This is a genomic window from Streptomyces sp. NPDC024017, assembly GCF_040638895.1.
Lineage (GTDB): Bacteria > Actinomycetota > Actinomycetes > Streptomycetales > Streptomycetaceae > Streptomyces.
The window spans coordinates 177235-200358 of record NZ_JBEZYZ010000007.1 but is presented as its reverse complement, the minus strand read 5'-3'; the positions used below and the strand labels follow the sequence as shown (position 1 = coordinate 200358).

The 23124-nt window shown below is 70.9% G+C and carries 18 protein-coding genes; 7 read left to right on the top strand and 11 right to left on the bottom strand.

Annotated elements, in window-relative coordinates:
* The first annotated feature begins 41 nt into the window (after positions 1-41).
* Together AB0G20_RS20465 and AB0G20_RS20460 are read left to right on the top strand one after the other, a co-directional pair.
* The gene (locus AB0G20_RS20465; protein WP_361304334.1) at positions 42-1760 is read left to right on the top strand and encodes a VanW family protein; all 1719 of its coding nucleotides are present in this window, start codon (positions 42-44) and stop codon (positions 1758-1760) included.
* A 116-nt stretch (positions 1761-1876) separates the two neighbouring features.
* Positions 1877-3268 (top strand): Tat pathway signal sequence domain protein, encoded by a 1392-nt coding sequence (locus AB0G20_RS20460; RefSeq protein ID WP_361304331.1) that lies wholly within the window; start codon positions 1877-1879, stop codon positions 3266-3268.
* Positions 3269-3314: 46 nt separating this feature from the next.
* On the opposite strand, the gene AB0G20_RS20455 is transcribed toward AB0G20_RS20460, so the two are convergent.
* From AB0G20_RS20455 to AB0G20_RS20440, 4 genes are all read right to left on the bottom strand, one after another.
* The gene (locus AB0G20_RS20455; protein ID WP_361304328.1) at positions 3315-4100 is read right to left on the bottom strand and encodes a carbonic anhydrase; all 786 of its coding nucleotides are present in this window, start codon (positions 4098-4100) and stop codon (positions 3315-3317) included.
* A gap of 165 nt (positions 4101-4265) precedes the next feature.
* Positions 4266-6485 carry a catalase/peroxidase HPI gene (gene katG, locus AB0G20_RS20450; RefSeq protein WP_361304325.1) on the bottom strand — a complete coding sequence of 740 codons (2220 nt, stop codon included), beginning with the start codon at positions 6483-6485 and terminating at the stop codon, positions 4266-4268.
* Between the two features lie 77 nt (positions 6486-6562).
* Positions 6563-7000 carry a Fur family transcriptional regulator gene (locus AB0G20_RS20445; RefSeq protein ID WP_033308886.1) on the bottom strand — a complete coding sequence of 146 codons (438 nt, stop codon included), beginning with the start codon at positions 6998-7000 and terminating at the stop codon, positions 6563-6565.
* A 178-nt stretch (positions 7001-7178) separates the two neighbouring features.
* Positions 7179-8045, bottom strand: a complete 867-nt coding sequence (locus AB0G20_RS20440) for a hypothetical protein (protein ID WP_361304321.1) — start codon at positions 8043-8045, stop codon at positions 7179-7181.
* A gap of 158 nt (positions 8046-8203) precedes the next feature.
* Here AB0G20_RS20440 and AB0G20_RS20435 point away from each other — a divergent pair, with 158 nt between their 5' ends.
* Positions 8204-9649: a glyceraldehyde-3-phosphate dehydrogenase gene (locus AB0G20_RS20435; RefSeq protein ID WP_361304318.1), complete on the top strand. Its 1446-nt coding sequence runs from the start codon at positions 8204-8206 to the stop codon at positions 9647-9649.
* Between the two features lie 49 nt (positions 9650-9698).
* On the opposite strand, the gene AB0G20_RS20430 is transcribed toward AB0G20_RS20435, so the two are convergent.
* Positions 9699-12875, bottom strand: a complete 3177-nt coding sequence (locus AB0G20_RS20430; RefSeq protein ID WP_361304315.1) for a glycoside hydrolase — start codon at positions 12873-12875, stop codon at positions 9699-9701.
* A gap of 668 nt (positions 12876-13543) precedes the next feature.
* Complete coding sequence (locus AB0G20_RS20425) at positions 13544-13717, bottom strand: CsbD family protein (protein WP_361304312.1); 174 nt, start codon at positions 13715-13717, stop codon at positions 13544-13546.
* A gap of 162 nt (positions 13718-13879) precedes the next feature.
* Between AB0G20_RS20425 and AB0G20_RS20420 the strand changes: the two genes are divergently transcribed.
* Entirely contained in the window at positions 13880-14524 is a 645-nt protein-coding gene (locus tag AB0G20_RS20420) for a hypothetical protein (protein ID WP_361304309.1), read from the top strand.
* Between the two features lie 9 nt (positions 14525-14533).
* On the opposite strand, the gene AB0G20_RS20415 is transcribed toward AB0G20_RS20420, so the two are convergent.
* The 3 genes from AB0G20_RS20415 to AB0G20_RS20405 form a co-directional block, all read right to left on the bottom strand.
* The gene (locus AB0G20_RS20415) at positions 14534-16207 is read right to left on the bottom strand and encodes a hypothetical protein (protein ID WP_361304306.1); all 1674 of its coding nucleotides are present in this window, start codon (positions 16205-16207) and stop codon (positions 14534-14536) included.
* A gap of 114 nt (positions 16208-16321) precedes the next feature.
* Positions 16322-16813, bottom strand: coding sequence for a hypothetical protein (locus tag AB0G20_RS20410; protein ID WP_361304303.1), 492 nt, complete (start codon positions 16811-16813; stop codon positions 16322-16324).
* Complete coding sequence (locus AB0G20_RS20405) at positions 16810-19200, bottom strand: nitrate reductase (RefSeq protein WP_361304300.1); 2391 nt, start codon at positions 19198-19200, stop codon at positions 16810-16812. The genes AB0G20_RS20410 and AB0G20_RS20405 overlap by 4 nt, the downstream gene beginning before the upstream one ends.
* Before the next feature lie 233 nt (positions 19201-19433).
* Between AB0G20_RS20405 and AB0G20_RS20400 the strand changes: the two genes are divergently transcribed.
* Positions 19434-20261, top strand: a complete 828-nt coding sequence (locus AB0G20_RS20400) for an SAM-dependent methyltransferase (protein WP_361304297.1) — start codon at positions 19434-19436, stop codon at positions 20259-20261.
* A 52-nt stretch (positions 20262-20313) separates the two neighbouring features.
* Here the strand turns inward: AB0G20_RS20400 and AB0G20_RS20395 are convergent, their stop codons facing one another.
* Together AB0G20_RS20395 and AB0G20_RS20390 are read right to left on the bottom strand one after the other, a co-directional pair.
* A complete protein-coding gene (locus tag AB0G20_RS20395) occupies positions 20314-21228 on the bottom strand; it encodes a helix-turn-helix transcriptional regulator (protein WP_361304294.1) in 915 nt (304 codons plus the stop codon).
* 153 nt (positions 21229-21381) lie between these two features.
* Positions 21382-21612, bottom strand: coding sequence for a DUF397 domain-containing protein (locus AB0G20_RS20390; protein ID WP_361304291.1), 231 nt, complete (start codon positions 21610-21612; stop codon positions 21382-21384).
* Between the two features lie 359 nt (positions 21613-21971).
* On the opposite strand from AB0G20_RS20390, the gene AB0G20_RS20385 reads away from it, so the two are divergent.
* Positions 21972-22436: an ATP-binding protein gene (locus AB0G20_RS20385; protein WP_361304288.1), complete on the top strand. Its 465-nt coding sequence runs from the start codon at positions 21972-21974 to the stop codon at positions 22434-22436.
* A gap of 28 nt (positions 22437-22464) precedes the next feature.
* A complete protein-coding gene (locus tag AB0G20_RS20380) occupies positions 22465-23010 on the top strand; it encodes a hypothetical protein (protein ID WP_361304285.1) in 546 nt (181 codons plus the stop codon).
* Positions 23011-23124: the final 114 nt, after the last annotated feature.

Sequence of the window (23124 nt, the reverse complement as noted above, 5' to 3'; positions counted from 1 at the left end):
CGTCATCGGGTGCACCCTCGTAGTCGATCTTCAGGAGACCCATGCGCCCCCGTATAGCCTCCGTCCCACGCGTCACCTCCCTCCCGCCCGTCGTCCTGGCCGGCGGCGCGCTGGCCGTGGGGGTCGGCGGCCTGTATCTCGCCGGGCTGCTCCTCACGGGCGGCCAGATCGACTCCGGCACGACCGTGCGCGGGGTGGAGATCGGAGGGCTGAGCCGCACGGAGGCGGTGCGGAAGCTGGAACGGGAGCTCGGCGCGGCAGGCGCCCGGGAGCTTCCCGTGAAGGTCGGTGACCGCACGGGCAGGGTCGATCCGGAACGCGCGGGTCTCTCCTACGACGTCCAGGAGACCGTCGACCGGGCGGCGCGCACCGGCGCCGATCCGCTCAGCGTGTTCGGCGGGCTCTTCCGCTCGGGCGGCGACATCGAACCCGTCGTCGACCTCGACGAGGGCAAGGCCCGGGCGGCCCTCGGGCAACTGGCGAAGGGGCTCGACCAGAAGGTCAGGGACGGCGGTGTCGCCTTCGACGACGGGCGAGTGAAGGCCGTCGTACCGCGGACGGGACACGCACTGGACGTGAACGCCGCGGTCCGGCCCCTGCGCGACTCCTTCCTGCGGGGTGACACCGGCACGGCCACTCCCCTGCCCACCCGCGACACGCGACCGAAGGTCACGGCCGACGAGGTGCAGCGGGCGGTGCGCACCTTCGCGGAGCCGGCCATGTCGGGCCCCGTCACGCTCACCGTGGCCGGCAAGCGGTTCACGGTCGGCCAGGACGCGCTGGGCGAGCATCTGACCATGCGGCCGGACGGCAGCGGCGCACTGAGACCGGAGCTCGACGCGAAGGGCCTGCGCACCGAGCCCGCCGTGGCCGGGCCGCTGGACGACATCACCACGACCGCCGAGAACGCGAAGCTGCGGCCGGAGGGCGAGAAGGCCGTGGTGGCCGAGGACGCCACGATCGGCCGGTCGGTCACCGACAAGGCGCTGGGCAAGGCCGTGCTGCCACTGCTCACCGAGTCGGGCGCCGCCCGCAGCGGCGAGGTGGAGGTCCGGGAGACCCGGCCGGAGGTGACCCGCGAGAACGCCGCGGAGCTGGGGCTGACGGAGAAGATGTCCTCCTTCACCGTCAACTTCGAACCGGCCGAGTACCGCACGAAGAACATCGGCCGGGCGGTGGAACTCATCAACGGCTCCGTCGTCATGCCGGACGAGACCTGGAGCTTCAACCGGACCGTCGGTGAGCGCACCGAGGCCAACGGCTTCATGGACGGCATCATCATCCTCGACGACAAGTTCACGAAGGCCGCCGGCGGTGGCGTCTCGTCCGTGGCGACGACCGTGTACAACGCGCTGTTCTTCGCCGGGGTCAAGCCCGTGGAGCACGGAGCGCACTCGTTCTACATCGAGCGCTACCCGGAGGGCCGCGAGGCGACGGTCGCCTGGGGCAGCCTGGACCTGCGGTTCACCAACGACTCCGGCAAGGCCGTCTACATCCAGGCCGAGTCCACGGACACCTCCGTCACCGTCTCCTTCCTCGGCACCCGCAAGTACGACGAGATCAAGTCGGTCACGGGCCCGCGTACCGAGGTGAAGAAGCCGGAGAAGAAGGTGAGCGACGACAAGGAGTGCGTGCCGCAGACACCGCTCGAAGGGTTCGACGTCACCGTGGAGCGGGTCTTCTACAACGACGGCCGGGAAGTGAAGCGGGAGCCGTACCGCACGCACTACACGCCGCGGGACGAGATCGTCTGCGAGTGATCCACTCCCCGTCCGCCTTCGTGCACAACTCTCCCTTCCGAACAGAGCGTTGACCCGGCCCCGGAGCGCCAGCACAATGAGCGCGCACTGAGTGAGAGCGCTCTCAAGGGAGATCCATGACTGGCAGACAAGGCCCGGCGCTCAGCCGGCGTTCGCTCATCGGTGCCGGACTCGGCATCAGTGCCGCGGGTCTCACCGCCGCCGGGTCCGGGCAGGCCTTCGCGGCCGGTTCCGCCGGTGCGCGCCCCGCATCGGCCCCGGCCCGGGGACTCGCCTTTCTCGCCGCCGCCATGGACGCCTATCCGGACCACGGCGGCATCCGTCTGGCGCAGAGCTACACCGACCAGGCCGGCCTGTTCAGCACCGCGTTCACCTACGACAACGCCCTCGCGATCCTGGCCCATCTCGCGGCCCGCACCCCGGCCGGGCTGACCAGGGCCAAGGCGCTGGGCGACGCGCTGCTCCACGCTCAGGGCCACGACCCGGTGTACGACGACGGCAGGCTCCGGCAGGCCTACAACGTCGGGCCGTACACCTTCTACGACGGCCCGCTCCAGCCCGACGGCTTCGTACGGGCGGACGGCACCGCCAACGTCGGGACGCAGTTCGGCTTCACCGGCACGGCCGTGGGAGACATGGCCTGGGCGGGTATCGCGCTGAGCGCCCTGGCCCGCCGCACCCGGGCGCGCCGCTTCCTCGAGGGTGCCGTGCGGATCGGCGAGTGGATCGAGCGGACCGGCCGGACCGACGAGCCCCTCGGCGGCTACAAGTTCGGGGTCGACGGGGCGAATCAGAAGCTGCCGTTCACCTCGACCGAGCACAACACCGATCTGGTCTGCCTCTTCGGCCGGCTCGCCCTGCTCACCGGCGACCGGGTGTGGTGGGAACGGCAGGCCCGGGCCGAGGCGTTCGTGAAGCGGATGTGGGAGCCGTCCGGGGGCTTCTTCTACACCGGCACGAACGACGGTGTGACGGTCAACAAGTCCCCCGTACCGGAGGACACCCAGACCTGGACGCACCTCGCACTCGGCTCCCGCCGCTACTCCCGTTCACTGGACTGGGCCGCGGCCGAGCTGGGCGTCCTGGACCACTCCGGCCGCGTCAACAGCACCGTGCCCGAAGGACAGTCGTACGAGGGTGTCACCTTCAGTTCGGCGAGCCTCCTCGCGAACGAGGACGCCCCGATCGCGGTCGGCCAGCCCAAGCCCGACCGCAACGGCGTGTGGTTCGAGGGGACGGCTCACCTCGCGCTCGCCCTGCGCGACCGGGGGGCGCGAGGCGACGAGGCGCGCGCCCGGCGTCTGATCGCGTCCACCGAGAAGGCACAGGACCTGCTGGGCGACGGTCAGACCGTCGGCGGGAAGGCGCTGCCCGAGCGCTGCGGGGTGGTGTCCGCGAGCAGTCCGCTGGATACGGGGTTCGGCTTCGGCTACTACCCGTACCGGCACACGGGGGCGACCGCCTGGTACCTGATGGCGGCGGCGCGGTACAACCCGCTGCGGGTCTGACGGAGCGGCCCGGTCCGCTGCCGCGTGCAGCGGACCGGGGCAGCTCTCAGGCGAGGCGGTGGACGGCCTGGGTCGTCAGCTCGTAGCGGGCGCCGACGATCGCCAGCTTGCCGGTGCCGATCCTGGCGGCGAGATCGGGTTCCGCGGCCAGCCGGGAGCGTACGAGCCGGACGTTGGCGCTCACGGTCGCGTCGATCCGGGCGTCCCCTTCCTGGCCGTGGTCTATGGCCGGGCCTATCTGGTCGACGAGGTACTGCATGTGGGCGGGCAGGCGCTCCCCGGACTGCTCCGCCGCCACGGCGGCACGCACCGCGCCGCACGACTGGTGGCCGAGGACGACGACCAGCGGTATGCCGAGTTCCAGGACGCCGTATGCGACGCTGCCGAGCACGGCCTCGTCCAGGACCTCGCCGGCGGTGCGCACGGTCATCAGGTCCCCCAGGCCCTGGTCGAAGACCAGTTCCGGCGGAACGCGCGAGTCGATGCAGCCGAGCACGACCGCGAAGGGATGCTGACTCGTGGCCAACTCCCGCCGTGTCGCGGGGTTTTCGTGCGGGTGACGCTCCCGGAAGGTGCGCCAGCGGCGGTTGCCCGCTGCCAGCTCCCTCAGGGCCTCGTCCGGCGTGCCGGGTCGCGGCGCTGCGGGGCTGGGGGCGGTGGGGGCGGCGGTGGCCGGGCGCGTGGCGCCGAGGCCCGCGCCCAGGGCTGCTGCCCCGGTCAGCGCGGTGCGCAGAAGGGTGCGGCGGACGGTGCCGCCGGTGGTCGGCCGTGGACCGGCGAAGGGGTGCGGTTCAGGGCCGGTGCCTCTGTGGGCGGTGGCATGTGAGTTCACGGCCAGAACGTATGCCCGAATGTGCGCCCAGCCGCGTTCCTTGCCGTTTCATGGTGAGAGTTGGGTAAGTGATGTTCTTACCTTGAACGCTCCTTGACGATCCCTCAGGCAACCAGCAGGACGCCCGGGCCTTGTCGGCCCGGGCGTCCTGTCATGCGGGGGTGATCAGACCAGGTCGAACCGGTCCAGGTTCATGACCTTGACCCACGCCGCGACGAAGTCGTTCACGAACTTCTCCTTCGCGTCGTCGCTCGCGTAGACCTCGGCGAGAGCGCGCAGCTCGGAGTTCGAGCCGAACACCAGGTCGGCACGGGAGCCGGCCCACTTGACCTCGCCCGTGGCGGCGTCGCGGCCCTCGAACGTGGTCTGGTCCTCGGACGTCGACTTCCACTCGATGCCCAGGTCGAGCAGGTTGACGAAGAAGTCGTTGGTCAGCGAGCCGGGCGTCTTGGTGAGGGCGCCGAGCTGGGACTGCTGGTAGTTGGCGCCCAGCACCCGCAGGCCGCCGACCAGGACGGTCATCTCGGGGGCGCTCAGGGTGAGCAGGTTCGCGCGGTCCAGGAGCAGGAACTCGGCCGGCAGGCGGTTGCCCTTGCCGTGGTAGTTCCGGAACCCGTCGGCGGTCGGCTCGAGCGCCTCGAACGACTCGGCGTCGGTGTGCTCCTGCGTCGCGTCCACGCGGCCCGCGGCGAAGGGAACCTGCACCTGGAAGCCGGCTTCCTTCGCGGCCTTCTCGACGGCGGCGGTGCCGCCGAGGACGATCAGGTCGGCCAGGGAGACCTTCTTGGCGCCGGAGTTGAACTCCTGCTGGATGCCTTCCAGGACCCGCAGGACCTGCGCCAGCTCGTCGGGCTCGTTGACCTCCCAGCCGCGCTGCGGCTCGAGGCGGATACGGGCGCCGTTGGCGCCGCCGCGCTTGTCACTGCCGCGGAAGGTGGACGCCGAGGCCCATGCGGTGGACACCAGCTGCGAGACGGACAGACCCGACTCCAGGAGCTTGGTCTTGAGGGTCTCGATGTCGCCGGCGTCGATGGCCTCGCCCTCGGCCTCCGGCAGCGGGTCCTGCCACACCAGGGTCTCCGCCGGGACCTCGGGGCCGAGGTACAGCGACTTCGGGCCCATGTCACGGTGGGTCAGCTTGAACCAGGCGCGGGCGAAGGCGTCCGCGAACTCCTGCGGGTTCTCGTAGAACCGGCGGGAGATGGGCTCGTAGATCGGGTCGAAGCGCAGCGCCAGGTCGGTGGTGAGCATCTTCGGGCGGTGCTTCTTCGAGGAGTCGTGCGCGTCCGGGACGATCTCCGGGGCGCCCTTCGCGACCCACTGGTTGGCGCCGGCCGGGCTCTGCTCGAGCTCGTACTCGAACTCGAAGAGGTTCTTGAAGAACCCGTTGCTCCACTGGGTCGGCGTGCTGGTCCAGGTGACCTCCAGGCCGGAGGTGATGGCGTCGCCGCCCTTGCCCGTGCCGTAGGTGCTGCGCCAGCCCAGGCCCTGCTCCTCCATGGAGGCGGCCTCGGGGTCGGCGCCGACGTTGTCGGCCGGGCCCGCGCCATGGGTCTTGCCGAAGGTGTGGCCGCCGGCGATCAGGGCGACGGTCTCCTCGTCGTTCATCGCCATGCGGCGGAACGTCTCACGGATGTCGCGGGCCGCGGCGAGCGGGTCCGGGTTGCCGTTCGGGCCCTCGGGGTTGACGTAGATGAGGCCCATCTGGACGGCGCCGAGCGGGTTCTCCAGCTCACGGTCGCCCGTGTAGCGCTTGTCGTCGAGCCAGGTGGTCTCGGGGCCCCAGTACACGTCCTCCTCGGGCTCCCAGACGTCCTCGCGGCCGCCGGCGAAGCCGAAGGTCTCGAAGCCCATCTGCTCCAGCGCGACGTTGCCGGTGAGGATCATGAGGTCGGCCCAGGAGATGGACTGGCCGTACTTCTTCTTCACGGGCCACAGCAGGCGGCGGGCCTTGTCGAGGTTGCCGTTGTCCGGCCAGCTGTTGAGGGGGGCGAAGCGCTGCTGGCCGGCGCCGGCGCCGCCGCGGCCGTCGCTGATGCGGTAGGTGCCCGCGCTGTGCCAGGCCATACGGATCATCAGCGGGCCGTAGTTGCCGAAGTCGGCCGGCCACCAGTCCTGCGAGGTGGTGAGGACCTCGGCGACGTCGCGTTTCACGGCGGCGAGGTCGAGGGCCTGGAAGGCCTCGGCGTAGTCGAAGTCCTCACCGAGGGGGTTGGCCACCTCGGGGTTCTTGGCGAGGATCTTCAGGTTGAGCCGCTCGGGCCACCACTGGCGGTTGCCGCCGCCCTGGGTCGGGTGCAGGGCGCGGCCGTGCGCCACGGGGCAGCCGCCTCCCGCCTCCTCCGCCTTCGGGTCGGTGACGATCGCGTCGTGGTTCTCAGTCATGGAAATCCTTCCGGACGGGGTGGATCACGGTGCTCGGGTGGATCACGTGCTCGGGAACGCTCGGGTGGATCAGGTGCTCAGGAACTGCGGGCGGTGGAGCAGGCGGGGCACAGGCCCCAGTAGATGACCTCGGCCTCGTCGACGGCGAAGCCGCGGTCGTCGGACGCGGTCAGGCAGGGGGCGTGGCCGACCGCGCAGTCGACGTCGGCGACGGCTCCGCACGACCGGCACACGAGGTGGTGGTGGTTGTCGCCGACCCGTCCCTCGTAGAGGGCCGGGCTGCCGGGTGGGTCGAGGCGACGTATGAGTCCCGCCGCGGTGAGTGCGTGCAGCCCCTCGTAGACGGCTTGGACGGAGATGTGGCCCACGCGGCCGCGCACCTCGGAGGCGATCGCCTCGGCACCGAGGTGGTCACCGTCCCGTACGGCCTCGAGCAGCGCGACGCGGGCGGCCGTCACCCTCAGGCCGGCACCGCGCAGCTCCTCGGCGGTGGTCGGGTTCCCGGATGCGGTCATGCGGCCAACCTAGCCACACAAACACGAACGGTTCAAGAAAACGAACAGTTCAATTTTGGTGTCGTACCGGTGAGGCCTTGTGGGGCGGCGCACTTGGGCGATGTGAGCTCGATCACAGTCGCCATGATCGCCTCTCGACGGGCACCGGGCGCCGCGCAGCGCCGGGCCGGTCCGCCGATCACACGTCCGGCGAGGTCAGGCGTTCGAGCTGGGCGGCGGCCGTCGCGGCCTTGCGGCCGGCCTCGCGGACCCGGCGGTCGGCCGTGCGCGCCCGCTCCCGGGCCGTCCGATCGGCGAAGCGGGCCTGCTGGTGTTCGTTCCTGGCGCGCTCCAGTTCCCCGGTGAGCTCCTCCACGCGCCGCTGTAGCCCCTCCACCTGCTGTTTCGCCTCGGCTGCCTCCTGGCCCGCGGCCGCCGCCTCGTCCTGCAGCTTCCGCAGCTCGCGCTCGGCGGCTTCGGCATCCTTTCGGGCCTGGGCCAGCCGGCGTTTCTGCTGCTCACTCGGCTTCTTGCCCGGACGGGACGGGGCGGGGGCCGGGGCGGGGCGCTGTGCCCGGGCGCCCTCGGCGGCGGCGGGGAAGCCGACGGCCGCGCTCAGCGGCTTGGCCAGGCGGCCGCCCGCCCAGGCCCGGGCGGCCTCGGGGTCGGCCAGGACGGCGTGCAGGGTGTTCTCGACCTCGCGCTGCACGCTCTCGCCGATCGGATGCCCGGCCTCCCTGGCGAGCTGCCGGGCCTGCAGGGACAGGGCACGGATGAGCGCGTGCTGCCGACGGCTCAGTTCGCGCAGCTGTGTGCCGTCCAGGTCCTGGTGAGCCTGCCGCAGCCCCTCCCCCAGGCGCAGCAGGGGCTCGACCTCCCCGGGACTGCTGCGGACCAGCAGGTTGCTGACCCACGCGGCGAGGCTGGGCTTGCGCAACGTACGGATCCGCTCGGCGAGTTCCCGGTCACCGGCGGTGCGGGCGGAGGCCACGGCGGAGGCGCGGGCGGCGGTGAACTCCTCCGGGCGCAGGGCGTACAGCTCGTCGGCCACGGAGTCGTAGTCCATGAGCACCCCTTTCGCACGGAAGATCCGCTTTCGATCGTCTCAGGGCCCGCCCTCGGTGGCGCGCGGAGAGGCCGCTGAACGCATCGGAGGCACCCCCTTCATGATCGGGAAATCGACGGTTTAACATATGAGCGCCGCCTAGCTCGAAAGATGGATTCGTGACTGTCAACGACGACTCGTTCACCAACTGGAAGAACCGCGAGGAGATCGCGGAGTCGATGATCCCGATCATCGGGAAGCTGCACCGGGAGCGGGACGTGACGGTCCTGCTGCACAGCCGCTCCCTGGTGAACAAGTCGGTGGTCAGCATCCTGAAGACCCACCGGTTCGCCCGGCAGATCGCCGGTGCGGAGCTCTCGGTCACCGAGACGCTGCCGTTCCTGCAGACCCTCGCCGAGCTCGACCTCGGCCCGTCCCAGATCGACATCGGCATGCTCGCCGCGACGTACCGCGAGGACGACCGCGGTCTGTCGGTCGCGGAGTTCACCGCCGAGGCCGTCGCCGGTGCCACGGGCACCAACAAGATCGAGCGCCGTGAGGGCCGGGACGTCGTCCTCTACGGCTTCGGCCGCATCGGCCGGCTCGTCGCCCGGCTGCTCATCGAGAAGTCCGGCTCCGGCAACGGTCTGCGGCTGCGGGCCATCGTCGTGCGCGGCGGGGGTGAGCAGGACATCGTAAAGCGGGCCTCGCTGCTGCGCCGCGACTCGATCCACGGCCAGTTCCAGGGCACGATCACCGTCGACGAGGCGAACAGCACGATCGTCGCCAACGGCAACGCGATCAAGGTGATCTACGCGAACGACCCGTCCGAGATCGACTACACGGCGTACGGCATCAAGGACGCCATCCTCATCGACAACACCGGCAAGTGGCGCGACCGCGCGGGCCTGTCCGAGCACCTGCGCCCCGGTGTCGACAAGGTCGTGCTGACCGCGCCCGGCAAGGGCGACGTCCCCAACATCGTCCACGGCGTCAACCACGACACCATCAAGCCGGACGAGCAGATCCTGTCCTGCGCGTCCTGCACCACGAACGCGATCGTGCCGCCGTTGAAGGCGATGGACGACGAGTTCGGGGTCCTGCGGGGCCACGTGGAGACGGTTCACTCGTTCACCAACGACCAGAACCTGCTGGACAACTACCACAAGGCCGACCGCCGCGGCCGGTCCGCGCCGCTCAACATGGTCATCACCGAGACCGGTGCCGCCTCCGCCGTCGCCAAGGCGCTGCCCGACCTCAAGGCGCCGATCACCGGCAGCTCGATCCGCGTCCCCGTCCCGGACGTCTCGATCGCGATCCTCAGCCTGCGGCTCGGCCGCGAGACCACCCGCGAGGAGGTCCTCGACCACCTCCGCGACGTCTCCCTCACCTCGCCGCTCAAGCGCCAGATCGACTTCACCACGGCTCCCGACGCGGTCTCCAGCGACTTCATCGGCTCGCGCCACGCTTCGATCGTCGACGCCGGTGCCACCAAGGTCGACGGCGACAACGCGATCCTCTACCTGTGGTACGACAACGAGTTCGGCTACTCGTGCCAGGTCATCCGCGTCGTGCAGCACGTCTCCGGCGTGGAGTACCCGACGTACCCGGCTCCTGCGGTCTGATCCCGGAAAGACGGAAGCGCGGGGCGTGCGGGCCCCGCGCTTCCGCGTTTCAGCGGCGGGTCAGCTCGATCCTGTACTCCCGTTCCTGTGAGCCGTCCTCGCTGCTCACGGAGACGATGCGGGCCCTCTTGCCCCCGGCCGCGTCCTCCCGGACCGTCACCTTCGCGTAGGGGTCACGCGGTGTGGCGGTGATCCGGGCCCGGTCCGGACGGTCGGCCGCCACCCGGTAGCTCGTCCGGTCCGGGTCGAAGCCGGCCAGGGGCTCACCGTCCAGCTCGATCGACGCGGCGGCCGCGTCCGCGGAAGCGCCCGGCGCCTTCGCGTAGACCTCGATCTCCCCGAGGGTGATGTAGCCGCCCGGGCGGGCCGTCATCACCACGCGCACGCCCGTCGCCGGTCCGGTCGCCCGCACCAGAACGTCGGCCACGGGCGTCCCCTCGGTGCCGACGGCGACCTGGTCGCTCGCGTCGGACCAGGTGCCGTCGGAACCTCGCACCTGCACCTTCAGGGATTCCGCGAAGCTGACGTTGCCGCCGTCGCGGTGGAAGTGGGTGACGACCCGGGTCAGATCGCGCGCTTCCGGCAGGGTGAGCGTGATGGTGTCGGACGGGTTCTTCGTGCCGGACTTCCAGTTCGACCAGGCCTTCTCGGACGTGGTGCCGTTGCGCAGGCCCTCGGCGGAGTAGCCGCTCTCGGTGAAGGTCGCGCCGACCGTCACGCCCTCGTCGCGCGCGGAGTTCGTCTCCCGCGGTGCGGTGACCTGGACGCGTACGGTCGCCGCGACGGAGTCTCCGCCGGGGACTCGCGCGGTGCCGCGCACCGTCACCACGCCGGTGTCGTCGAACGCGCCGTCGGGTGCGGGGTCCCAGGTGACCGGGAGGTCGGCGGTTCCGCCGTGCCGTCCTCGGCCGGTGACCGTGGCGGGCAGGTCGGGCCGTCCACCGGTGTAGGTCTTGGCGCGGGCCGGGAGGGTCGTGGCGATGGTGTCCACGGTGACGACCGCCTCGGCCGGGACCCTCCGGCCGAGCGCGTCGGTGGCCCGGCCCTTCACGCGTACCGTTCCAGGTGTACGCCAGCGGGAGTCGGAGGGCAGCGTCCACTCGACCGGAAGCGCGCCCCGGGCGCCGTCGCAGAACACGGGCGTCACCGTCCCCGGCAGTTCGGGGGCGTGCCCGGGCACGGTGAACGCCTTGGCCGGCTGCGTACTGAGCACCGTCTCGTCGGTCACGTCCCAGCGCTGGTTCGCGGCGGAGGTCGGGAGGTGGGCCGAGACACGGGCGCCGTCGGCGGTCGACTGGCCGACGACGTCCAGGAGGCGGCCCGTTGCGGCGTTGACGAAGGTCCAGGTGCGGTCTCCGGTGGTGGACATGATCCACTGCGCGGCCGGTGCGTCGCCCTCTTCGAGTACGGCCTCGTCGTCGCGTACGGCGAGGCGCCTGCCGTTCGCGGCGTTGACGAGGGCGTAGCGGTCACGGTTGCCCTTGCCGCGGGTCAGCTGCTTCACCCTCCACAGCTGGGACTCGGCGGCCGGGTCGGCCGTACGGACGACGACGCCGTTGCCGTCGGCGGACGGTGCCAGGGACTTGCCGCTCTGGGCGCCCTGGAGGCGGTAGACGTGGCCGGGCTGGACGAGCGCGGCGTCCTCGGCGATGCCGGACACGCCGTCGACGCGGAGGGTGGTGACCGACTTCGGCGGGACGGTCACGGTGGCCGAGTCGTTCTTCACCTTGACGGGTGTGCCGCGGACGAGCGCGCCGTCGGCGCTGGTCACCACGGGGGTCACGGTGGCGCCGGGGGCGACCCGCCGGAACTTCGAGAGGTCCAGGGTCACCGCGCGCGGGGTCGTGCCGTTGTTGACGTGCACCACCGTCGCTCCGCGGCCGGACTTGCGTACGGCGGCGACGCTGGAGGGGTCGTCAGCCTTGACGAAGTGGTCGCCGGGGCGGATGTGGTGGGTGAAGTTGCGCAGGGTGTGGAACTTGGTGTTGGCCTTGATCGGGCAGGTCTGCAGAGTGTCCTGTGCCGTGCAGTTGAACGGGATGTGGATGCTGCCCCAGTTCTTGCCGGCCTGCGCCTGGGGGATGGAGTCCTCGACCGGCTGCCACAACACCCAGGCGGACGGCTCCAGTTCGCGGATGTCCTCGACGACCCGGGTGGCGATGCCGAGTCCCGGTTCCATGCCGGTGAAGTCGGTGCCGGTCCCCCAGGTGCCCTCGACCTCGCTCATCCAGAACGGCCGGTCGGCGGCCTTGGCGCTGTCGCGGGCGCTGGTGCGCATGCCGGTGCCGTAGGTGTGCACGTTGAGCTGGTCGACGGCGGCCCGGGCGGAGCTGTCGTAGGCGTTCCAGTTGCGGACGAAGGTGCTGGGGTTGGTCTCGTCCATCGCGGAGATCGTCGCGCGGGTTCGTGCCTTCTGCAGTGCGCGGTGCAGGGCCAGGACGACCTTCTGCTGGAGTTCCGGGCCGGCGTGCGCGCCCTCCTGGCGGCCGCCGGTGGGCTGTCCGTCGGGGCCGATCTGGGTGCCCCAGTAGTTGGTGTTGGGCTCGTTGAGCGGGGCGATGGTGTCGAACTCGATGCGGTGCTTCTTCTCCAACTGGTCGGTGACCTTGACCAGGTAGGTGGCGAAGTCGTCGACGCGGTCCGCCCGTATCTGGTCGGTGTTGGCGTCGAAGCCGCCGGAGACGTAGCCGCTGACGGTCTGGAACCAGGGCGGCGAGTTGCTGAACGCCTCCCAGCGGGTCACCTTGCTCTTGACGCGGTCCACCCACCAGCGCTGGCCCGCGTCGGCGGACCAGTCCCAGTGCCCGGCGTCGTCCGGGTTCCACCAGTCGGTGTCCTCCCTGGTGGTGCCCTCGGGGGCCTTCCAGAAGCCGTCCATCGTCGCGCCGGTCTTCATGTAGTCCTTGCGGACGTCCGGGGCGTTGCCGCCGCCGATGTTGTAGCGCGTGATGTTGAGGCGGAGCCCGTCCTCGCCGAACAGCATGTCGGCGAGCTTCTGCCGGATGGGTTCGGGGTAGCGGCCGGTGATGTTGGCGAACCAGACGAGGCTCGTCCCCCACCCTTCGAACTCCTGCTGCCGGTAGGACGGATCGATCCGTACCGTGACCGCACTCGCGGGCGGGTCGGCGGCAGCGGCGGCGGGAGGCAGGGTCACGAGGCCCACGCCGAGCGCCAGGGGGACGGTGATCGCCAGTGCCGCCCGGGTGAGGCGATGTCTGCTGGACATGAATTCCCTTCGGGAGCGAACAGAACCGCGCAGAACCAATCGAGCTTCCCGAATGTTTTAGGACGGCAATCAACACGTCAAGAGGCGGGGCGAGTTGGGAGCCGTTCTCTGCCGCACACGCGAGCGACGGGCCGCTGGACGGCGAACCGGCTCCGGGAGCGGCCCATGCGGTCGTGGCCCGAGGTGACGCGCAGCTCGGGCGCGAGGGCCGGCCGGATGCGGGGCGGTCCGGGTGCCGGGCCGTCGACGTCGGTGGTGGGGTCGGGGGCGAGGAGGCGCGGTGGGGTGTCGCGCCGGCGGCGCGCGTGGCCGCGTCCCGGACGCCGCTCCCGCCCGGCATCGGCATCGGCGCGCTGTCGTCCCTCTACTCGCCCGGGGCTCTGCGAGGAGGCGGCACGGCTCGCCGGGACGCACGAGGACATCGACCGGTTGCCGGGCGGGAGCGCGACCCTGCTGAGCCGGCGGTTCCGCCGTGCCCACGTGCATGGTCAAACGGGGCGCCGCCCTGCGGGGCGGTACACATGCCGGACGGCGGAGCGGGCGTGGTGCCCGCTCCGCCGTCCGGCATGTCTTCGTTATGGGCGATCACCGTGAGACCGGCTTCGACCGGCTCACTGCCGAGGTGGCGGTGCCGCGTCGCCATGGGTACGCGGCACCGCCACGTCACCTCAGTGCTTGAAGACGTCCTTGGTCTTCTCCTTGGCCTGCCGGGCGTCGCCCTTCGACTGCTGCGCCTTGCCCTCGGCCGTCAGGCGCTCGTTGCCCACCGCACGGCCGATCGTCTCCTTGGCCTTGCCCTTGGCCTGCTCGGCCTTGGCCTTGCCCTTCTGATCTCCAGCCACGGTTCGCTCACTCCAAGTCGTGTCCGACTACGGTGTCACGGCACGAGTGACCGTAAAGCGGCAGTTCAAACGTGCTGTGTGGGGAGACTGTCACGGCGCCCGGCCGGGCCGTGAGAGCCTGGCTCCGACCATGATCGGCGTGACGGGCGCGGAGGACGGGGCATGACCATCAACCGGCCGGGGCTGCCCGGGGACCTGCCGTCGGCCGAGGCGCTGTGGGCGCGCTGGGCGCTCATCGCCGTACTGGAGGCCACCACCAAGGGCGAGCGGGAAGGTCGCCATCGCACGGGGACCTGGGTGGACGGCGAGGGGCTCCATCTGGACGACTCCGGCTGCACGTGGTGGGGCCTCGCACCGCGGGGCGAGGGGCTGTACGTGCTCTTCGGCGAGGACGAGTCGAGCGACGTCAAATGGCACGAGCCGCCGGTCGACATGCTCGCCGGCGCTCCCCCCTGGCTCCCCCACGATGAGCTGGGGGACTACCTGAGCGGCAATGAACTGGGCTGTGTCTACTGGTACGAGAACGGGGCCGGGGCCCGCGCCCCGTACCCCGGCACCCTGAACGACGACGGCCTCGACTGCGGTATGAGCCGCTTCACCGATCGCGACGATGTGCTGCGCACGATCGCCGACGAGGACCACGGCGCCACGTCGGCCCGCGACGCGGAGGCCCTGCTGGCGCACGCCGAGGGCTACCGGCTGACCCCGGAACTCCTGATGTCCCTCACCGGCGACCCGGACTGGCGGCAGCGGGACCGGCCTGCCATGACCCGGGCGCTGGAGCTCGCGCGCCTGAACCGGCTCTGACCGCGGGGGTCAGTGGCAGCACCCGCCGGCGGGCTCCGCGACATCCAGACGGCAGAAGCAGGACGACTGCACCGGTACGTCGGCCAGTGCGCTCGCCATCTTGAGCTGGTGGGCCACCAGGGCCGCCTCGCCGGTTTTGCCGGTGCGGAGCAGGCACTCGTGGAAGCCGTGCAGCGCCCAGACGTTGCCCGGGTGCTGGAGGGGCCGGGGCAGGGTGTCGTCGAGGCCGAGGTCGGCGCGGTAGACGGCCTCGGCCTCCGCTACGCGGCCCTGCTCCAGCAGCAGTGCGCCGTAGGCGTGGCGGGTGGGCTGCATCCAGCCCCAGGGCTCGTCGTAGGGGAGGTTGTCGTCCAGCTCGATGGAGCGCTCCAGGGCGGCGAAGGCGAGGTCGTGGTTGCCCCTGCGGTATTCGAGTTCGCCGTCCAGCATGGCTGCGGCGATCGCGAGGATGTCGTGGCAGGTGTTGTTGAACAGCATCCGCGTCTCCGGCACCCGGCTCACCGCCGCCCGGAAGAGCTCGCGTTCGGCCTCCGCCCGGTCGACCTCGCCGGTGGCGGAGAGCGCGACGCCCCGGGCGTAGTGCCGCATGGCGACGGTCACCGCGTAGAGCTCAGGGTCGGTGGGGGCGGGCAGTTCGAGGATCTCGGTCCAGCGGCCGAAGCGGATCAGGACGTGGACGCGCATGGCCAGGAAGGCCTCGAGCCAGTCGGCCATCGGGGGGCTCTGGACGCGGAGCAGGTCTTCGGGGATGGCGGCTTCCAGTTGGGCGGCGGTGTCGAGGGCGACCTGCGCCTGGCCGAGGAACATGGCGCCGTAGATCTTGAAGTGATGGTTGTGCGCCCGGTAGAGGGTGTAGAAGTTCATGGCCCCGGTCCGCCGGTGGTACTTCTCGTCGGCGGCGATCGCGGCGCTGTTGGCCGCGACGACCTGGCGGTAGTCGCCGCACAGGACGTCCAGGTGTGAGGGCATGTGGAGCAGGTGCCCGGCGTCGGGCACGAGGCCGCGCAGGCGGTCGGCGACGGTGAGGGCCTGCTCCGGTGTCGGGGACATCTCCATGAGGTGGATGTACAGGTGCAGGACGCCGGGGTGCCGCACGCCGGCATCGGTGGCGAGGGCGCCTTCCAGCACGTCTCTGGCCTCGGTGGTCCGGGCGCCCTCGGCGGGCTGCCCCGTCTTGAGATCCCACAGCTGCCACGGGGTGAGGTTCATCTGGGCGTCGGCGTGGAGGGTGGCGATGTCCGGGTCGCCGGGCGCCAGTTCGTACACGACGCGCATCGCGTCCGCGTAGGGCTCGTTCCACACCGAGCAGTCCTCGACGGCCTCCGACTGGGGGTAGCGGGCCCGCAGTGCGCCGATGAGGGCCCGCTCGACCGGGGTGGCGCGGGTGGCCTTCTCATGGGCTCGTTCCACGGCGGCGTGCGTGCGCTCGACGGTTCGCACCAGTTCCTCGCCGTCGAAGAATTCCCAGGGCTTGTTGTAGTTCGGGCCGAGCGCGTAGGCGATTCCCCAGTACGCCATCGCGCACTCCGGATCGGCCTCGACCGCCTTTTCGAAGCAGGCGACGGCCTCCTCGTGATGGAAGGCGTACGTCCACACCAGGCCGCGGTCGAACCAGAGTTGAGCATCGGCGGAGGACGTGGTGACGGCACGGCTGTGCGTGCCGAGATCGTAATAGTCGCCCATGAGTTTCTCCTGGGAAAGCGGCCGGGGCCGTGAGAATAGCGGTTGCGGACGCGCCCTCCACTTCCGATCAATTCTGGTATTTCCAGATTAACGGTAGGGCCCACTGGCACCGGTTCAGACGCTGGTCAGAAGCTGTGGCGCCAGGATCTTGATCATGGTGTCGGTCCAGCGGAGCTGCCGGAGCGTCTGCGGGTGGCAGGCGGTGACCAGGGCCAGGAGCCGCTCGTCCCGAGTGGCCTGTGCCACCTGGGCGAGCATCTCCCAGTGGAGTGAGTTCCGTGCCGCCGCCAGGTGCAGCTCCCGCAGATCGTTCAGCAGGAGCAGTCCGGTCTCGGGACGCCGGCCGAGGGCCTCCGCGGCCTTCTCCCGGAGCGCGGCGAGCGCCCCGGGCGACGGGTTGCCGCGCGGGCCGGACAGGTCGAGGCCGTGGTCGCGCCCCGCGTCGGCGAGACGGGCGGCGTGTTCGCGGGACCAGCGGGCGACGTCCAGGGCGACATGGTGGAACTCGTGGTCGGTGCGATGCCGGGCCGCGGCGGTCAGCAGGTCCTGCTCCAGGTCGCGTTCGCCGTCGTGGAGGAGTCGCAGGATGATGCCGATGCCGGTCATGAGCTGCTCCCTGCCGTCTCGGTCCGTGCTCCGGTGTCCTCCGCGCGGCGGGCGACGAGGGTGACGCGGGCCGCGCCGGTCTTGAACAAGGGCTGTTTGGAGACCGGGTCCCAGTCGGTGACGGTGGTCTCGTTGGCGGCGCGGCCCGGGCCTTCGTCGGGCGGGCGGTGGCCCGCAGGGGTGTCCCAGTAGCCGTAGTGGAAGGGCAGGAACACCATGCCGTCACGGATCGCGGTGGTGCGCAGCCGGGCCCGGACCGCCCCGCGCGCGGTCGTGACCTGCACCAGGTCTCCGTCGGCGAGTCCCTGGGCCGAGGCCTCGGCGGGCGAGATCTCCGCCCAGACGTCCGGCGCGGCGGCGTTCAGCTCGGGTGCGCGGGCCGTCTTCGTACGGGTGTGGAAGTGGTACACCGTGCGTCCGGTGATCAGCTGGAGGGGATAGTCGACGGAGGTGTCCTCGTGGGGCGGCAGGTACTCCGCGGCCTTGACGACCGCCTTGCCGTCCGGATTGAGGGCCCGGTACTCGACGGGTTCCACACTCGCCCCGGTGACCATGTCCTTGCCGTAGCTCTCGCAGGTGTCGGGGTGGGCGAAGCCGACGCCGTCGGTGTAGAGGCGCGCGGTGCCGCCGGGGTTCTCGTCGGTGCAGGGCCACTGGATGCCGCTGCCGCCGCGCAACCGGTCGTAGCTCAGGCCCGTGTAGTCACAGGGGCGTCCGGCGCTGCACCGCTGCCAGGCCGCGAACGCCGACTCGGGGTCGTGCCAGGTGATCAGCGGGCCGTCGTCCTTGTCGCGGAAGTCCATACGGGCGGCGAAGTCGAGGAAGATGTCCAGGTCGGGGCGGGCCTCGCCGGGCGGTTCGACGGCCTTCTCCGACAGGTGCACGGTGCGGTCGGCGTTGGTGAGCGTGCCCGTCTTCTCCCCCCAGGTCGCGGCGGGCAGCACCACGTCGGCGAGCTGCGCGGTTTCGGTGAGGAACAGGTCCTGGACGATCACGAACAGGCGTTCCTGGGCAAGGATCGACCGGATGCGGGACAGCTCGGGCAGGGACACGGCCGGGTTGGTGCCGGTGATCCACAGCAGCCGGATCGAGCCCTGCTCGGCGTACCGGAAGATCTGCATCGCGTGGGTGGGCGGGGCGTAGTGCGGGATGGTCTCCGGCGTCACGTTCCACACGGCGGCCAGGTCGGCCACGTGCTGGTCGTTCTGCCAGTTGCGGAAGCCCGGCAGGTCGCCGTCGGCGCCGCACTCGCGGGTGTTCTCGGCACTGGGCTGGCCGTTCATCTGGAGCAGTCCGCAGCCGGGCCTGCCCAGCATGCCGCGGATCAGGTGCAGGTTGTTGACCTGGACGGCGGCCGCGGTGGCCTGGTGGGACTGGTAGACACCCTGGAGGACCGTGGACAGCAGCCGCTCGGCGCTGCCCAGGATCTCCGCCGCCCGTTCGATCTGCGCGGCCGGCACGTCGCAGATTCCGGCCGCCCACCTGGGCGTGCACTCCTCGACCACGGCCGCGAGTTCGTCGAAGCCGACGGTGTGCGCGTCCACGTAGGACCGGTCGATGCGGCCGGTGCGGATGATCTCGTGCAGCAGGGCGTTGAGCAGCGCGACGTTGGTCCCCGCGCGCGGCGCGAGGTGGACAGCGGCCCGCCGGGCGACCTGGGTGCAGCGCGGGTCCACGCACACCAGGCGGGGCGGGTCGCCGCCCTCCAGGCGGTCCAGCAGGCGCATCCACAGCACCGTCTGCGTCTCCGCCATGTTGTGCCCGAACAGGGCGACGGTGTCGGCGTGGTCGATGTCCTCGTAGGAGCCGGGCTGCCCGTCGCAGCCGAACGTCAACTTCAGCGCCTCGGCGGCCGTCGCCGTGCACAGCCGGGTGTTGCCGTCCAGGTGGTTGGTGCCGATGCCGGCGCGGGCGAGGACGGCCAGGGTGTAGTACTCCTCCAGGAACAACTGGCCGGTGGTGTGGAAGCCGATCGAGCCGGGGCCCTTGTCGTCCAGCAGCTGCCGGGCCCTGGAGGTGATCCGGTCCATGGCCGTGCCCCAGTCGCACTCCACCAGCCGGCCGTCCTCGCGGATCAGCGGCCCGGTGAGCCGGTCCGGCGAGGCGTTCGCCTGCCAGCCGTAGAGGTCCTTGGGGCCCAGGCGCCCGCGGTTGACCCGGTCCGAGGCCCGGCCCCGCACGCCCACGATGCGGCCCTCGCGCACCGCGATGTCCATCGCGTCGCCGTTGGAGTGCAGCAGCGAGGCGGCCTGCACCCACCGCTCCACGTCCTGCTCGCCGAGCCCCTCCACAAGCTGCGCGTCGGTCCGGGACGGCCAGGACGTGCCGGGCTCGTACGGCGTGCGCGAGCCCCAGACGTCCGCGATCCGGTCAGCCGAGGTGTCCACGGTCCCACCTCCCGCAGAGGACGACACTGCCGTCGCCGGGTACCCGCCCGGACGCCGGTGACACAAAGCACGCGAATGGTTACATAAGGCGCATGGGGCGACCCGGGCGGCGGTCATCTCGTCGTTCGATCGTGGGCACCTTCGCCGGTGGGCTGGCACCGCCCAACTCCCGCTCCCTAGGATGTACTTCCTGTCCAGCCAGTCCGTTGGCGCGGCACCTTGCAGGGGGAACGATGCACTCCGAGAAGCAGTTGTCCACCGAGATCGACGCGACCGTGCCGACGGCAGCGCGCATGTACGACCACTACCTGGGCGGCAAGGACAACTACGCGGCCGACCGCGCCGCGTGCGAGGAGCTCGACAAGGTCGTGCCCAGCACGCGCCGTCTGGCCCTGAACAACCGGCGCTTCCTCCAGCGGGTCGTGAAGACCCTCTCCGAGGAGCACGGCATCCGGCAGTACCTGGACCACGGATCCGGCCTGCCGACGCAGGAGAATGTGCACCAGGTCGCCCAGCGCATCGACCCCACGACCCACGTGGTCTACGTCGACAACGACCCGATGGTGCTGGTCCACGGACGTGCGCTGCTGGAGCAGGACGAGCGCACGACGGTCATCCACGCGGACATGCGCGAGACCGACCTGATCTTCGGCCACGCCGACACCAAGCGGCTGATCGATTTCGACGAGCCGGTGTGCGTGCTGTTCAACTCGGTCTTCCACTGCATCCCGGACAGCGACACCGACGGGCCGCTCGCGGTCGCCCGCCGCGTCCGGGAACGGCTCGCGCCCGGCAGCTTCATGGTGATGTGCCAGCTGGTCAGCGAGGACCCCGAGGTCCGCGCGTTCGTCACGGACTTCATGGACCAGGCGACCCAGGGCAACTGGGGCCGCGTGCGTGAACCGAAGGACGTGGAGACGTACTTCGAGGGCCTGGAGATCCTTGAGCCCGGGCTCGTGGAGGTCTCCACCTGGCGTCCGGACACCGAGGTGGCGCCCCGTCAGCTCACCCACGAGTGGATCGAGTTCGGCGGAGTCGGGCGGATCCCGCTGGAGAAGTGACCGAGGTGCCTCGCGCGGGACGGTCATCGTCCCCGCGCGAGGCACCCGCGCGTCACGGGTAGCGCTGCTCCATCGTCTGCCGGAGCAGCTCCAGCGAGTCACGGGGCTTGAGCGCCTCGTCCGCGAGCCGGTCCAGCGCGATCCGGTACTCCTCGGTCTCGTCGCGGTCCTCGAGGAAGTTCGCGCTCTTGATGTGCTCCAGGTAGACCACGTCGGGCAGATCGAGGCCGCCGAAGCGCAGATACGTGATCGGGATCGCCGGTGCCGAGGCGTTGGTGACGCTCAGCGGGACGATCTGCAGCGTCACATTGGAGCGTTCGGCCATCTCGACGAGGTGCGCGAGCTGTTCCCGCATCACATCGGTGCTGCCCAGGACGCGCAGCAGCACGGACTCGTCGATGATCGCCCACAGCTGCGGCGCGTCGGTCCGCGACAGCAACCGGGCCCGGCGCCTGCGCAGTTCGACGCGCCGCTCCACCTCACCGGCCGGCGCGTTCGGCAGGCCACGCTCCACCACCGCCTTGGTGTAGGCGGGTGTCTGCAACAGGCCGGGCACGTACTGGATCTCGAAGGTGCGAATGGTGGCGGCGGCCTCCTGCAGTCCGACCAGCCGGTCGAACCACTCGGGCATCAGCCGCTTGTCGTAGCGCTGCCACCAACCGGGCTCACCGGCGCGCTGCAGCAGCTTGAGCAGTACCGAGGCCTCGTACGCGTCGGTGCCGTACAGCTCCAGCAGCGCACGGACGTCGTTCTCCGTCGGCGGGCGGCGGCCCTTGCCCGACTCGATGCGGGACAACTTCGCGGCACTGAACCCGACAGCGCGCGCCGCCTGGTCCTGGGCGAGTCCGGCGTCCTCGCGGAAGCCGGCGAGCTGTACACCGACCAGCATCTTCAGCAGAGTCGGCGCCGGCTCGGGCCTGTCCAGGTAGGGTTCCAGACGGGAGATGCGATGCGACGCGGCGGACATCCTGACTCCCAGCAGACCGGCACAAGGGCGACTTACACTATCGCACTTCACCGGGTCTCCACGCATCCGCCCGCAGCACCCCCGCAGAAGTAGGGAGTTGGACTCCGCTTCACGCCGCGGGCATCGCTTCGCACGCGGGACGGCACCACTTGCTCACAGCAGGTGGTCGAACTCGCCGTCCTTCGCCCCGGCCAGGAAGGCCGCCACTTCCGCCGACGTGTAGACGAGGGCGGGGCCGTCGGGGTCGCGGGAGTTGCGCATCGCGATCCCGCCGTCGACGAGGGGGGCGACTTCGACGCAGTTGCCCTCGGCGTTGCTGTGCCGGCTCTTGATCCAGCAGGCGCCCAACGAGCTTGCCTGCACTCCGTTCTGCACTGGTGGCACCGCAGTCTCCTAGCTGTTCTCGTTCCCCGCCGCGCACGGTGTGCCCGGCCGTCCGGCCGAGAGCAGCCGCATCCCTTCGACCGCACTCGTCCCGGCTTGCGTACCCACAACGGCTTGATTTTCACGCAATTTCTCGTGCAATTGCACGCGGGCGCCTTCAGCGTGGATAATAGCTGCGGCGTCAACCCCCGGGCGGACGCCGTGTCCTGACGTCGCATCGGGGAGATGCCGTGTCATCACCTGCGCAGCACGTGCTCCGGCCGCCGAGTGGGGCTGCGGCACACGCAGGCACATCCGGGGCGAGCCACGCCTTCCCGGCCGGCCCGCACACGGTCACCGCCTACGGGGCCCCACCCTCGGTGCCGAAGACACTGCCGCAGTTCTCGGGTGAGCTCTCCGCCTCGGCCGCTCTGCGTGTCGAGTGCAGCCGGGAGGGGCTCGCGCGAGCCCGGTCCTTCACCCGCGACACCCTGCACGGCTGGTCCCTCGACCACCGCTGCGACGACGCGACCCTCGTCATCACCGAGCTCGCCGCGAACGCCGCGACACATGCGGCGCCGAGCACCTCGGACGTGCCGGGTGTGCCGGAGATCCGACTCGGATTCCTCCTGGACCCCAGCCACCTGCTGGTCACCGTCTACGACACGGACGACCACCCGCCCGTGTACGCGCCGACCGGCACGGCCCTGGAGGAGCACGGCCGGGGCCTGTGCATCGTCGACGCCCTGTCCGAGGAGTGGGGCTGGGTCCCCAGTCCCCCGGCGGGCAAGACGGTCTGGGCCAGGTTGACGACCCGGTCGGCCACGCCCTGTCCACCCTTCTGACACGACTGCCGCGGAAAGGCCCCTCGCCATGCGCAGCGCTTCGACGGAACCCCCGAGCAGCGAGCGCCCTCAGCGCCCCGACGCCCCGGCCGGGGTGGCCCGGAACACGCCGCTCACGGCACTGGACCGCGTGCCGTGGGGCGACATCCAGGACTCCACCGGCTCGGCGGCGGCCATTCCCCTCCTGCTCAACGGCATCGCCGTGGGTGATGCCGACACCGCCCGCTCCGCTCTCGACGACTTGCGGAAACGGATCTGCCAGTTCGGTTTCGTCGTGGAGCAGGCGACCGCGGCCACCGTTCCGTTCCTGTGGGAGCTGGCGAAGCTGCCGCAGGTGACCTGCCGCGCCCAGATCATCCAGTTGCTCAAGAACATCGCCGACGCCCGGCAGTGGGAGAGCACCGCCGCCGTCTATCCGAAACTGCTGAACCACCGTGAGAACCCGGTGGTGTGGGAGCGTGCGGCGCGCCAGGCGGTGCGGGCCCGGCGCGGCGACCTCGGCCGGCTGATGGCGGACGAGGACGGCGAGATCGCGCGGGCCACGACCGAGCTGGCCCGCTCGCTGGGGACCTGAGACTGTCGTACGTTTTCGTACGGCAAGGGAGCCCGCGCACGCCAGGAGACGTGACGAAACGGTGAGGACCCCCTGTCACCATGGGTGATGCCCCTCGCCTCCCGGAGCCGGGCA